This is a genomic window from Paenarthrobacter sp. NPDC089307 (assembly GCF_040685055.1).
Classification (GTDB): Bacteria; Actinomycetota; Actinomycetes; order Actinomycetales; family Micrococcaceae; genus Arthrobacter.
In genome coordinates, this window is record NZ_JBFBHE010000001.1 from 423,229 (window position 1) to 436,619 (window position 13,391).

Annotated in this window: 11 protein-coding genes; 3 read left to right on the plus strand and 8 right to left on the minus strand. The window is 63.6% G+C overall.

The features are described 5' to 3' along the window. Nucleotide 1 precedes the first annotated feature (1 nt). Nucleotides 2-355: a TraR/DksA C4-type zinc finger protein gene (locus tag AB0N72_RS01950; protein WP_363931626.1), complete on the plus strand. Its 354-nt coding sequence runs from the start codon at nucleotides 2-4 to the stop codon at nucleotides 353-355. On the opposite strand, the gene AB0N72_RS01955 is transcribed toward AB0N72_RS01950, so the two are convergent. The 8 genes from AB0N72_RS01955 to AB0N72_RS01990 all read right to left on the minus strand — a co-directional run bounded on the left by AB0N72_RS01955 (nucleotide 341) and on the right by AB0N72_RS01990 (nucleotide 11,377). Then, on the minus strand, nucleotides 341-616 hold the full coding sequence (locus AB0N72_RS01955) for a hypothetical protein (protein ID WP_363931627.1): 276 nt from the start codon (nucleotides 614-616) through the stop codon (nucleotides 341-343). The two genes, AB0N72_RS01950 and AB0N72_RS01955, sit on opposite strands and share 15 nt — an antisense overlap. 15 nt (nucleotides 617-631) lie before the next feature. Continuing rightward, complete coding sequence (locus tag AB0N72_RS01960; protein ID WP_363931664.1) at nucleotides 632-1,891, minus strand: MFS transporter; 1,260 nt, start codon at nucleotides 1,889-1,891, stop codon at nucleotides 632-634. A 98-nt stretch (nucleotides 1,892-1,989) separates the two neighbouring features. Next, nucleotides 1,990-3,183, minus strand: coding sequence for a VWA domain-containing protein (locus tag AB0N72_RS01965; protein ID WP_363931629.1), 1,194 nt, complete (start codon nucleotides 3,181-3,183; stop codon nucleotides 1,990-1,992). Then, the gene (locus AB0N72_RS01970; RefSeq protein WP_363931630.1) at nucleotides 3,180-5,510 is read right to left on the minus strand and encodes a DUF5682 family protein; all 2,331 of its coding nucleotides are present in this window, start codon (nucleotides 5,508-5,510) and stop codon (nucleotides 3,180-3,182) included. The genes AB0N72_RS01965 and AB0N72_RS01970 overlap by 4 nt, the downstream gene beginning before the upstream one ends. Nucleotides 5,511-5,513: 3 nt before the next feature. Continuing rightward, a complete protein-coding gene (locus AB0N72_RS01975; protein ID WP_363931631.1) occupies nucleotides 5,514-6,620 on the minus strand; it encodes an AAA family ATPase in 1,107 nt (368 codons plus the stop codon). After that, nucleotides 6,617-8,050 (minus strand): DUF5691 domain-containing protein, encoded by a 1,434-nt coding sequence (locus tag AB0N72_RS01980; protein ID WP_363931633.1) that lies wholly within the window; start codon nucleotides 8,048-8,050, stop codon nucleotides 6,617-6,619. Before AB0N72_RS01980 ends, AB0N72_RS01975 begins: the two co-directional genes overlap by 4 nt. Continuing rightward, entirely contained in the window at nucleotides 8,047-9,345 is a 1,299-nt protein-coding gene (locus AB0N72_RS01985; RefSeq protein ID WP_363931634.1) for an SWIM zinc finger family protein, read from the minus strand. Before AB0N72_RS01985 ends, AB0N72_RS01980 begins: the two co-directional genes overlap by 4 nt. A gap of 100 nt (nucleotides 9,346-9,445) precedes the next feature. Further along, nucleotides 9,446-11,377 (minus strand): FAD-binding monooxygenase, encoded by a 1,932-nt coding sequence (locus AB0N72_RS01990; protein ID WP_363931635.1) that lies wholly within the window; start codon nucleotides 11,375-11,377, stop codon nucleotides 9,446-9,448. A gap of 182 nt (nucleotides 11,378-11,559) precedes the next feature. On the opposite strand from AB0N72_RS01990, the gene AB0N72_RS01995 reads away from it, so the two are divergent. Together AB0N72_RS01995 and AB0N72_RS02000 are read left to right on the plus strand one after the other, a co-directional pair. Further along, nucleotides 11,560-12,495, plus strand: coding sequence for a 5'-3' exonuclease (locus AB0N72_RS01995; protein WP_363931637.1), 936 nt, complete (start codon nucleotides 11,560-11,562; stop codon nucleotides 12,493-12,495). Between the two features lie 154 nt (nucleotides 12,496-12,649). After that, nucleotides 12,650-13,210 (plus strand): hypothetical protein, encoded by a 561-nt coding sequence (locus AB0N72_RS02000; RefSeq protein WP_363931639.1) that lies wholly within the window; start codon nucleotides 12,650-12,652, stop codon nucleotides 13,208-13,210. The last annotated feature ends 181 nt before the right edge of the window (nucleotides 13,211-13,391 follow it).

Consider the following 13,391-nt stretch of genomic DNA (forward strand, 5'->3'; position numbering starts at 1 on the left):
CGTGGTTGATGCAGGGCGGTTCCGGCTGCTCCTGCTGCAGGAGCGCGAACGCCGGCTCACTCTCCTCGCGGCCCTTCGAAGCGACATCACGTCGGTCAGCATGGCACGGCAGGATTCCAACGTGGACGACGAACATGATCCAGAGGGCAGCACCATAGCCTTCGAGCTGTCCCAGGCATCAGCCCTGCTTGACCAAAGCAGGCAGGGGTTGGAGCAAATCGACGCCGCGCTGGAGCGGATCGCGGCAGGACACTATGGCAGTTGCGAGGTCTGCGGGGTTGAGATTCCGGAAGGCCGGCTCGAAGCCAGACCGTGGACGCCGTTCTGCGTGGATCATGCCTCAGGGCGAAGGTAGCGGCTGGCCCATTCCCTTGGAGACCTGGACAAACTCAATGGACTGCTGGACTTTCTTGGCAGGACCCCGGTTGAAGCCCTTGGCATCGAGGTGGTTTCCCGCCCTGTAGGCAGCCAACGCTTCATCGTAGATCGCGTTGAGCCGGCTGCCGGCAACGACTTCACGGGTTCCATCGGCGAAGTCGATTGCCACCGATACGCTCGAAGGAAAATGCCTCTTCATCCGGATGAATCCTTCGGAGTCCTGCTGCAATGAGATCACGTGTCGACAACGCTTTCAGTAGTTCTGGTTGGTTTCGGCCGTGCTGGCGTGGTCGGCCGCTGCACCCTGCTTGCGGCTTGCCAGCAGGAACGGCACGGCAAGGAGCTCAATGACCCCGGCCATGGCCAGGGAGGCCGGGTATCCAAACAGATCGGCGCCACGGCCCAGGAGCGGCTGGATCACCACACCTCCACTTGAGCCCATCAAGGAGTCAAAGCTGAGGACAGTGGCGCGCTGCTTGGACGGGATCATGTCATTGACGTACGCCTGGCGGACTGGGGTGACCGCCGAGCCCATCACGCCCCATAGCGCCAACAGTAGCAAGGCAATCCAAAAACTGTGGATGAATCCAAGGACCAACAGGACCACGAAGCCAGCCAGTCCGCCCAGGATCAACACAGAAGTGCGCTTATGGAAAAGCCGCCGGGCATGCGGGGCAAGCCAACCGCCCAGGACCTGCGAGCCGGCAACAATTGCTGCTGCGAGGCCGGCGATCGAATACGCGTGCGGGTCGCCAAAGAGATCCAACAGGTAAGGCTGCAATGCGTAAAACACATAGATCCCGACGCCGGCACTGAAGGGAGCGGCCAGCATCACGAACCGGACGGGTGGGTTCTTCAAGCCGTTCTCGATCGAGGCCGTGAGAACCGCCCGGGTGGCGCGCAGTGGGTGCGTGGAGCGCTCAGGTTCGAACCCGACGTCGTGCATGAGCCCAAAGGCGACAGCGAACATGGCGAGCAACACCAGGACGCGCAAGAGGAACGGCACGCCAAGGTTGGTTGCTTGAGCTATGACTCCGCCGGCCACGGAACCCAGAAGCATGGCGACGCCTTGGACCATCTGGCCGCGGCCGAGTACGGATTCAAGTCCGCCCTCGTACCCTGAGAAGCGAAGGGCATCAACAAGCCACGCTTCCACGGCCCCGGAGAAGAACGTGAATCCAAGGCCAAGGAGGACCGACGCGACCGCCCACATCCAGAAGGGCGCCGAGACCTGCCACAGCAGGTAGTACAGGTAGGTGGAACCGGCCAGTGTCACGGTGCCAAGGAGGAACGAGGCTCGCCGTCCCCAGCCGTCGGCCACCACGCCGGTGGGTATTTCGAAAAGGACCATGCCGGCGGTGAAGAACGCATTGGCTGCAAAAGCCTCAAGGTTGCTGAGGCCGGCGTCCAACAGGAACAGTGTGTTGATGCCCCAGATGAAGGACGCCGCAACCGTATTACCCAGCGTCAAAGTGAGGTAGACGCGTTGTATTTTGCGGGCCGCCTGGTTCATGGTGTCGCCGGTCCCGCTGGCACGTGGAGTGACCACCTGCCCATTCTCGCGCCCTTTGGCATCCTCCGCCAGATCCCACCGGATTCCGTGCGGGCAGCCTAGGGTTCATGGGTTGTTGGTATGTCCTGGGAGGCCGCCCACTCTCCGACATCCCTGCGTTCGATGGCTGCAGCCATCATCTCCGGAAAGAGGTCCGGGGTGCAGGCGAACGCCGGTACCCCGATACCGGCCAGCGCTGCAGCGTGCTGTGAGTCGAAAGAGGGGTGGCCACTGTCGCTCAGCGCCAGCAACGCGATCATGGTGGTTCCGCCCCCGACAATGGACGCTGCCCGCCGCAACATTTCCTCGGCTATCCCGCCCTCGTAAAGATCGCTGATCAATACCAGGATGGTCTCGGCGGGCTTGGTGATCTGATCCTGGCAATAGGCGAGGGCACGGTTGATGTCCGTACCGCCTCCCAGTTGCACCCCGAAGAGGACGTCCACGGGATCATCCAGTTCATCGGTCAGGTCCACAACTTCTGTATCGAAGACCACCAAGCGGGTATTGACGGAGGGCAGGGAACTGAGCACGGCACCGAAAACGCTCGAATACACCACCGACGCAGCCATGGATCCTGACTGATCGATGCACAGGATGATCTCGCGCTGGATCTCGGAACTGCGCCTGGCATGGCCAATGAGCCGTTCAGGAACCACCGTCCGGTAATCGGGTTGGTAGTGCTTGAGATTGGCCGCGATTGTCCTGTCCCAGTCAATGTCCCGGTGCTTGGGCCTGCGGGTCCGGGCTGAGCGGTTCAGGGCCCCGGAGACGGCTTGTATGGTTTTGGCGCGGAGCCTGTCCTCCAGTTCCTTGGTTACCTGGCGTACCACCGAGCGGGCAGTTTCCCGGGAAGCTTCGGGAATCACCCGGCCAAGTCCCACCAATGTGCTGACCAGATTGATGTCCGGCTGCACCGTGCGCAGCATCTCGGGTTCCAGGAGCAATTGCCGGAGGCCGAGCCGGTCCATGGCATCGGCCTGCATGACCTGGACGACGGAGGACGGGAAGTAGCCCCGGATGTCACCCAGCCACCGGGCTACCCGGGGGCTGGAGGATCCAAGGCCACTTCGGCGCGACGAACCATCGCCGTAGAGTGCCTCAAGTGCTTGGTCGCGGCGTGCGTCATCCCCGGACAACTGCACCGGGGCGCCGTCGGCGGAAATTCCGTCCGCATCATCCCCGCCCAGCACCAAACGCCAGCGGACCAAACGGTCGCGGGACTCAACGCCTCTCTCAGGAATCTCGGTCACGCCATGGCCTCCCAACCAAGAATCCGCGCCATCGTACTGATCGCCGGGCCTGCTGCCGCCATGTCCAGATGCAGTGTAGCGGTGGCATCGGCGGCGTTGACGGTGCGACTGAGTTGCTCACCAATCCCGCGCCGTTCAGGACGGCTGAAAGCAGAAAAAGTCCTGCGAAGCAGAGGCAGGACGTCCTCAAAAACATCGTCGCGAACACCATCAACCCATTCATCGACAAGTCTCAACAGACGCTCGTCATGGATCAACAAGGTTGCGTCGCCTGACAGGAAACCGTCCAGCCATGCAGCGGCCTCGGGGGCGGGCGTCGCGACCGACAGCCGCCGGCTCAGACTGGCCGCCACTTCGCCGGGGTTCAGCAATCCGGCATCCAGGAGCAGCCTGGTCGCCCGGCCTGCGACCGAGCCATGGATCTTGTCCGATGCCGCTACGGTGCCCAAAGCGGCGTGCCAATCATCCATGGGCAGTCCGGGCAGCAACGTCATGCCATCCTGCGCCGCGTCGATGGCCCGGCGCATGGCAGTTGCCGCGTCGTCATCCAGCCCGGCGCAGGCAGTCGGCAGGCCTACGCATGCCCGGACCACGGTGGCTTCCAGTATTTTCCGGACCTCGTTGATGTCCACACTGCGAACGTTGCCATACCTGCAGGTACGGGCCAGTGGCGCGATGGTCTCCAACAGTGGAGGCACGTCCTGCTGGAGCGCCGTGCGGGCGGCCAAAGCGGACACGACGCCGGCTATGCCCTCGGGAAGGTCGGCCAGGAGGCAACTTTCCAACAGGGCTCCCAGGGTGGGCAACCCTTCCGCAGCCTGGGCTTGTTCCGAGACGTAGGCTGCCGCGGCAGAAGCGACCGTGGTGCCGTAACGGCTGGCCTCCACCAAGCCCACTGCCAGCTCGGGCCTCCATCGAAGGGTCCAGGCCTCTTTGAATGTGCCCGTGGTCCGGCCGGTGTCCGTGGGCATGCCCCAGTCCACGCCTAAAAGCGCCAGCCGGTGGAGCAGGACCGAGCGTGCCAACTGGTTCGGTTTTCGCAGGTCGAGGATCATGACCTCTTCCATCGCACCGGGTTTCATGCGCAGTTTCCGTTGATTGGCAGCCAGGTCCGCGAACAACGGCAGCGTCGGCACGGTGTCCGGAACGATGCCAAGATCCTTGCCAACAGTCAGTTCCGAATACACCAGTTCCAAAGGAAGTGCGGACCCATCACACATGACGGCCTGGGCGGCGTCGTCGAGCTCGGGGAGTCCCGGACTTGGCCGGCCGCGGACAGCGGCCAAAGCGGTGGCCATGCGGCTGGCTTCCACCACCGAGGCCGTGGATGAGTCCAGATTCTGCCTGCGCAAAGCATGGGCTACACGTACCAGCCATGTTGTGGCCACGTCTTTGTCTGTATCCCGCGCCATCCAGTGCTCAAAGAGGTGCTGGTACCAGCCCGGGGCTGTGACACCGGCTCCGTATCCGCTGTGCAGGCTGAGGCGGTCTGAAGTCCATGGAACCCACGTCACCGCTACCTTGACCTTGGGAAGGCCTGAGAGGACTTTGTTATCAGCAGAAGCCGGTGGAAAGCCGGCGGGGACCAATGCAGGCGCATGGTAGGCGCCGCACACGACCACGATCCTGTCATGACCTTCCCGCATGGCGGCCCGCAGGATACGTCTCATGGCCGCTTCCCTGCGGTTGTTTTCCACGACGTCCGGATGGTCAGCGGGGCGGTCGTCGGTTGCCCGGATTTCCCTGATCGCATCGATGAGAGCCTCGAACCGTTCTGAAGGGTCTGAACCGCGGTGCTCCACCGCGTCTTCCCACCAGCGCTCGGCGTCACTGTAGCCGGCCGCTTTTGCCAGGAGGCCGATAGCGTCGGGGCGGTAGGCCTGGTGCGGGGGAGTGGCGGGCATACCGCCGTCGGTGGAGTCGTCGTCGCCGTTTTCAGGCTCGCCGGACAGTCCCTCTTCCGGATCCGTAGCTCCCTCCGGCCGGGCCGGGCCGGATACAGCGTTGAGGGCAAGGGAATGGGTAGCCGGGAGGTCCATGGCGCGAACCGGCGTTCCGGTGGACAGCGCCCACCGGATGGCAACCCACTCGGGCGAAAAAGTGGCCATGGGATAGAAGGAAGCCAGCCGCGGTTCGTCGACGGCGTAGATCAGGCCGGCGACGGGAGGGACCATGTCGGGATCCGCAACCAGAGACATGACCTGGTCGAGTTCGGGCGGTCCTTCCACCAGGACCAGGCTCGGCCGCAGCGTCGTCAGAGCCTCAGCCACCGAGTGCGCCGATCCGGGTCCGTGATGCCGGATTCCCAGAATATGGACGTCCGTCATGGCCTATTTCGAGGATTCGAGATCGCGGCAGGCCCGGTACAGGTCCTTCCATTCGGGCCGGTTCCGGACCACCGTTTCCAGGTATTCCTGCCAGATGACACGATCCTGCACCGGATCCTTGATCACCGCGCCCACCAAACTCGCCGCAACGTCGTCCGCCCTGACGGTTCCATCACCGAAGTGAGCTGCAAGTGACAGTCCGTTGGTCATCACGGAAATCGCTTCCGCAGTGGACAGCGTGGCAGATGGTGACTTGATGGTGGTCCGCTGGTCCTGCGTCACGCCGGAACGAAGCTCACGCATCACGGTCACCACCCGCCGGATCTCGGACAGGGCGGCAAGATCTGCTGGGAGCTCCAGGGCCTCACCCAGGCTGCGGACGCGCGTGGTGACGATCTCCACTTCCTGGTCGATGCTGTCCGGGAGGGGCAGGACCACGGTGTTGAATCGCCGCCGGAGTGCTGAGGACAAGTCGTTGACGCCTTTGTCCCGGTTGTTGGCTGTGGCGATGACGTTGAATCCCTTCCGGGCCTGAACCTCTTCATTGAGTTCGGGGATGGGCAGGGTCTTTTCGCTCAGGATGGTGATGAGGGAGTCCTGCACGTCGGAAGGAATACGGGTCAACTCCTCAACCCGGACCAGGCTTCCGGCTTCCATGGCACGCATGACGGGCCCTGGCACCATGGCGGTCCGGGACGGTCCCTCGGCCAGCAGTCGTGCGTAGTTCCAGCCGTAACGCATCGCCTCCTCCGGGGTGCCGGCAGTTCCCTGAACAACCAGCGTTGAGGAGCCGGAAACAGCGGCAGCCAGATGTTCCCCGAGCCAGGTCTTGGCCGTTCCTGGTACCCCAAGCAGCAGGAGCGCCCTGTCGGTGGCCAGCGATGCCACGGCGATTTCCACCAGGCGCCCTGAGCCGAGGTACTTCGGGGTGATCTGCACCCCGTTGGCCAGCGTGCCACCCAGGATATAGGTGGTGACGGCCCACGGCGAGAGCTGCCAGCTGGGAGGGCGCGGACGATCGTCAACAGCGGCCAATGCGTTGAGTTCGTCAGCGTACGCGTCCTCGGCATGGGCGCGAAGAACCTCAGCTCCGTTTTGTTCAGCGGTCATCGGAAGGCCTCCGTCAGGGATTGTTTGAATGATTGATATTGGACGGCGTCGCGGAGAACCCGACGCCGGGCGGCGTCGTCATCGCTCCGCTCCAGCAAGCGCCGGCACGAGTCAGCGGACTCCGGTGGGAGGGCTGTGGGAAGGACATCGAAAAGCATGGACGCCAGACGACCACCGTCTTTGTCGGAAACGACCTTCAGTACGGCCTCAGCCAAGCTGTTGCTCCAGGGCACTGGAACGTCGCGCAGCAAAGAAGCCAAGGACAATGGCTCGTCAACGCCCTGTCGGATGTGACGTTCCAACCAACGCTCGCGCTCAGCAACCGGCAGGCAATGCAGGAGCCTGGCGTCGGTCCGGACCGTGAGCAGCGCCCGCGCCCATTCAAGGTTGTTCCTGTTTGAAGCGACGGCAGTGAGCAGGTCCAAAATCCGGGGCTCGTCCTTGAGGAGGGCCACTGTTGCCTCGGGACCTTTCCCGGACACTGCGGTCCACACCTCCAAGGGGGCCCCAAGAACAATGGTGTCCAAGCGGGCCAGCCGGTTTGGCTCGCCACTGCGGGGGTCAGGTGCGATCCCGTCCCGCAGTGCAGCGGCGTCAGGTTCCGATGGAAGATCGATCTCGAAGCGCTTGTTCAACAAGCCCCTTACCTGGAGAAGGGGCGTGAGTCGGGCAGCCATACGGCCCGCCCGCGCGCTCTCCGGAAGCCGGTCCAGAAGCTCGGCGGCCAGTTCCCGCACTCCCTTGGCTTTGTCGTCCAGACCCCGTTCCAGCAGCTCTTCGTCATCGTCGCTGAGCTCGGCCCCAACACTTTTCAGGAGGCTGACGCGCGTCCTGGCACTCAGGGAGTTCCACTCGGAGGCCAGCCGGGCGCGGGCCGTTACAACGGGTTCTTTGGATTCGGATGCATCGCCGGCATCAGCAGTGGCAACTGTATGCATCGGCGCCGGCTCGGGCGACCACGCCGGGCTGACATCCTGGAGCCAGCGGCCTCTGGTTCCGATGGCCGGTTCCAACACCCCGTAGACCTCCGAACTCCTTGCAGCCAACGTGAACAGCGCCGGGAGCAGGCGGCGCGGAACCCGCCGCTGCGACTCCGAGGCCAACAGCAACCAATCCGCTACGAGCTGGTTCCTAAGATCCAAAGCAACAGGGGGCTGGTTGAGGAGAAGTTCAAGGAGGCGGGCTGCCTCGCCACTGGCCGCTGGAGCTGGGTCCACTGGCGCCGGCGTTACGCGACGGGCCGTTCCCGGCAGGGAGACTGCCCGGGAAGCGCGGCTCACGACGTCGGCGAGTGCGGCCTGGTCCAGAAGCGACTCTTCACGGGACAATCCAGCGGGGACACGAACACCCAATTCAGGAGGCGGCGATGGAGCATCCTGCCTTCCGGTGCCCACCAGCGAACTGATGCGCAGTTCCTCGAACCATGTCATGGCGTCATGACCTCGCCTTCGATGACCACAGTCAACGGACGGAAGTGGCCGTCTTCTAGCTCGCCGAAGACGTCAACCGGGTGGCCGCCAGTGATGGCCAGCAGCGAATCCAAGGGCGCGTCGGCCAAGGGAAGCGCCCGGCCATCGGAGTCGAGGATCCAGCCGTTGCCCTCAGGGGTGATCGTCACGTCGCTCAACAGCACAGGATGCCGGACCCTCCACGGGGAGGCTGCCACCGCGGCCGCCTCATGCTGGAGCGCCTGCTCGACGTTGCCGCCGTCGCCAAGTGTTGTCACCACGCCCTGCGGGGCGATGGGACTGGTGAACATGGCCCGCTGTGGGGCCGAGCCCGGATAACGGGCTATGGTTGCCTCCAGTACGGCGCCCGAGAGTTGCGGTGTAGCGAGGCTCTGGCCCTGGCTGGCGAAGTCAAGGACGACGACGACAATTCCGTCGGGTGAACGAAGCCAGGTCCTCTGTTGCTGAAGCCTGCCGTCATCACTGCGGTGGGCGCCCAAAACGAGCCAGGGGCCGGCCAGCGCCTCTGTGTCCTGGACCTCCGAAGACGGAGTGGCCCAACCAACAGCAGCTTTGAGGTCAGCGAATTCCGCAGGGGTAAGGCCGTCTTTCTGCGACCAAGCCTTGGTCATGGCCCACCAGCGGCCAATGTTGACGAGCAGGTGGTCAGCCCAGTCCGTCCTCCCATGGATATCCGACGCCATCTGGCGCACTTGTTCGGCCAGCCCAGGGAGCTGGGCGTCCACCAGGCGCGCCGCCACGGCGTCCCACCAGGGATAGGGTTGTTTCCGCGCCGCAGCCAGCCCGGTCCGGACTACGTCAGTCAGCCAGCGGGCGAAATCGGAAATTCCGACGTCCATCAGGGCAAGCCGCGCGGCAAGTCGCTTGGCTTGCGCTTCCGGGTCCACCGCTTGACTGGATTGCCGCTGTTCCTTGGCCGTGGCGCGATCGGCGCGTTGGGCTGCCCATTCCTGAGCAAAGTCAGCTGTTTCAGTCCCCGCCTCTGCTGCTTCGCCCCGGGCCCAGAGAAGCAGCAAGGCCAAAGCATGCTTGCAGGGAAACTTCCGGCTGGGGCACGAGCATCTGTAGGCAGGAGCAACGACGTCCACGCTCACCTGATAAGGCGTCTTTCCGCTGCCTTGGCACTTGCCCCACACCAGGACATCGTTGCTCCCCGAATCTGACCACGGCCCCGGGTGAGCCAGTTTGCGGGCTGCGGCGAGGGACGAGGAATCGGGGGCGGCGCTGATGACTCTCTCTTCACTCCAACGCCCCATGACATTTATTCTGCCTGACCGCTCCGACACTTTTGGGCTCCGACACCTGTGGACAGGCCGCCCGGGAGTGGACGTGCTCTCCCGGGCTCTTCAGGCAGCCTTAGGCTGGGTGGCCCACCAAACCCTCCGCAACGTTCTTCGCGGACCGTTGCGTCGAATGCAGCGGCGCGAAGAAGCCGGCGAGTTCCGCCGTCGCGGTCAAGGGCAGAACGTTGGCGACATATTGGTCCGGGCGGACAACCACCACGACGCCGTCACGGCTGAGGCCGCGCAACTCGAAAATGTCGTTGGCCGGGTCGGTACCGAAGACCTTCTCGAGGTAGGTGAGCTTGAACGGTCCCACTGTCGGTTTGAACGCTGCGGGGACGGAGTTGATGTCCACCTGGGTGTGGTCTTGTTGGTAAATCACCTTGACGTCGAACCAGGCGTCACGGTCAAGGCCCGACGGCGTCGCGGCCAGCGGTGAATCCGGCGAGTTCGCGATCCACTCGGCGAAGTCCGCCACAGGGCCAGGCGCGCCTGCTTCGGCAGCGTCGGCGAAGACATAGATCCGCCACCGCCCGTCTGCCTTGGCGTGGTGGCCCAGGTGCATGGGATTGGTGTCGCAGACCCGTTGGACCGGGGCGGATTTGAAGCGTTTGCCGATCGGAAAACCCGCTGCGAGTTCCTGGTGGCGCGGCTCGGCGACCAGCACCGAAGGCGCGTACTGGGTCATGAAGCCGGCGGGGAATTCTGCAGTACTCGTGTAGAAGGTTTCCAACTCCGCCGGGTCCTCGAACTCTTCGGGCTTCTTGGCCATGAGCGTGGACCATTGCTTGTCGAAGTCGATGAGGTTCTTGGCCACAACCTGACGTTCCGCGGAGTAGGTGTCCAGCAGGGACTCGGGGCTGCGGCCCTCAAGGACGTGTCCAAGTTTCCAGCCAATGTTGAACCCGTCCTGCATGCTGACGTTCATTCCCTGTCCGGCCTTGGCGGAGTGGGTGTGGCACGCGTCGCCGGTGATGAACACACGTGGTGTGCGGGTGCCGCGTTCCTCCGGCAGAACGTCGTCGAACCTGTCTGTGAGGCGGTGGCCGACTTCGTAGACACTGTGCCAGGCGACGTTTCGAACATCCAGCGTGTACGGGTGCAGGATGTCATTGGCTTTGGCAATGATTTGCTCGATGGTGGTTTTCCGCACCGCGCCGTGGTCATCTGCGGCGACCTCGCCGAGATCCACGTACATGCGGAACAGGTGCCCGCCCTCGCGCGGGATCAGCAGGATGCTGCCGCCGGAGCCGGACTGGATGGCGCACTTGGTGCGGATGTCCGGAAAATCTGTGACGGCGAGGACGTCCATGACGCCCCATGCGTGGTTCGCTTGGTCTCCTGCCAAATGGCAGCCGATGGACTCGCGGACCTTGCTCCGGGCGCCGTCGGCACCCACGACGTACTTGGCGCGGATGACGCGTTCCTGGCCCTCGTTGGGGCCAGTGGTGTGACCGAGGGTTACCTCAACGGGGTAGTCGCCCTCGCCGGTGACCTTCAGGCTGTGGAACTCGTATCCGTAGTCCGGGACCATGCGGGTGGGGGAGTTGGCCATGAACTCGGCAAAGTAGTCGAGTACGCGGGCTTGGTTCACGATCAAGTGCGGAAATTCGCTGATACCCGCGGGATCGTCCACGGCACGTGCAGACCGGACGATGCGGGAATGATCTGCCGGATCCGGTTTCCAAAACGCCATTTCGGTGATGCGATAGGCCTCGGCAGTGATCCGTTCCGCGAAGCCAAATGCCTGGAATGTCTCGACGCTGCGGGCCTGGATGCCATCGGCTTGGCCAATGGCCAGGCGGCCTGGACGACGCTCGATGATGCGCGTGGTGACTCCGGGGAACTGCGCGAGCTGGGCCGCCGTCAACATCCCGGCAGGACCAGTGCCCACGATGAGGACATCGACTTCGTCCGGAAGCGCTGCCGGCCGGTTGATTCCGACGCCGGCGGCCGGCTCGACCCGCGGGTCACCTGATACATAACCGTGGTGGTGGAACTGCACGGGCTTTCCTCACTTCTTTGTGGGCTGCTTGAGACTTATTTGTTCGATAATAGAACACGCTGTTCTATTATCGCTCGTTACATCGTAATGCGGCTCACACTGGGGTTCAAGTCATCGGCCCTGCCGCGCCTGAACCCACCGTGCTTCCTGTGGATTTCACCCCGGACATGTCAGGATCAGGTATGCCTCGACTGATGCTCCTGGATACAGCCTCCCTTTACTTCCGCGCCTTCTACGGTGTCCCGGATTCCATCCGGCGTTCGGACGGAACCCCGGTCAACGCAGTACGGGGCCTGATGGACATGATCGCCCGTCTCGTCACCGATTACGAGGCCACGCACGTGGTCGCCTGCTGGGACAACGACTGGCGTCCGCAATGGCGCGTCGACCTGATCCCGAGCTACAAAGCGCACCGCGTAGCGGAAATCATTCCTGACGCTCCCGACGTCGAAGAAGTACCGGACACGCTCGAGGCGCAGATACCCCTGATCCGCAAAGTGCTGGATCTCGCCGGGATAGCGGTGGTGGGCGTAGACGGGTATGAAGCGGACGACGTGGTGGGTACGTACGCCAGCCTGGCCCCGTACCCAACGGATGTCGTGACCGGCGACCGGGACCTCTTCCAGTTGGTCGACGACCAGCGTGCCATCAGGGTTATCTACACGGCCCGCGGAATGAAGAACCTGGAAACGGTCACCGAGGCAGTAGTGGTCGGCAAATACAGGGTTCTGCCGCAGCAGTACGCCGACTTCGCCACCCTCCGCGGCGACGCTTCCGACGGCCTGCCCGGGGTGGCGGGAATCGGCGAAAAAACCGCTGCCGGCCTGTTGGGCGAGCATGGATCGCTGGAGGGTTTGCTTGAAGCGGCAGAGGACCCCGACGGCGGATTGTCGGCTTCAATCCGCGCCAAACTGTCAGGTGCGGCGGACTATCTCAAGGTCGCCCCCGCCGTCGTCAATGTTGTCCGGGACCTGAAGGTGCCCACCTTGGAGGAAGCGGGCGCGGAACTTGTTCCCGTTCGCGGCGATGCCCGTTCCGGGTTGGAGCAGCTCGCCACCGAATGGAACCTGGGCGGTTCCGTCAAAAGGCTTCTGGACGCCTTGGACCGGGTGGGCTGACATCGCTCCCTGCTTGCCGTCCAAAGCTGCATTCACAGCCAGGTCATAGGTTTCGGACAGGATGGTCTGGGGTTGGGGCCTCATCGTGTTAAGAGGACGGCCATTGGACCGTCCCTCAGACAACAGCCGTATCAACGGATTTGAGGAGAGGTACATGTCGAGAACAAAGAGAATTACCCTCGGGGTCGCAGCCGGAGCGCTGGCCCTGGGCGCCGGACTGGGTGTGACCAGCATTGCAACAGCAGCTACCACGCCAACACCTAGCACGACATCCTCCGCTGATGCGACCACCACCCCCTCGGACCATGCTGGAAAGCCTGGGGGGCATGGCCACGAGCGGGACGGTGGAAAAATCGCGCAGGAACTGGCCACGAAGCTGGGGGTAGACGAGACCAAGGTCGCGGACGCCCTGAAGGCTTTCCGCCAGGCCAACAAGCCGACCACGCCGCCGGCTGAAGGAACGCAGGGAAGCAAGCCCGACCCGGCCGAGCGCGAGGCCGCATTGGCCAAGTCTCTCGCGTCTTCACTCGGCGTTGACGAGGCCAAGGTCACCACCGCTTTGGAAGAGATCCGTTCCGAAGGTAAAGCAGAGCGCGCCGCCGCCCTGAAGACCCGGCTGGACAAGGCCGTCACGGACGGAAAACTCACTCAGGCAGAAGCCGATGCCGTGACCAAGGCCGTTGAAGCAGGGGTTATTGGAGGAGGGGGCCGATAAAGCCCACTGCCCAGCCGCCACTCTCGGCGCCAAGGATCCCCTGGAACCATCCAGGGGATCCTATTTCTTTGCCTTCAGATGCGCTGTGGGGCAGCTTGGGATGGGTTTGCTAGGGCTGGGCTTGCACCCCGCACAGGAATCGGCCATTTGGCGTGGTGCCAAAAGCTGGATGAGCTGTCGT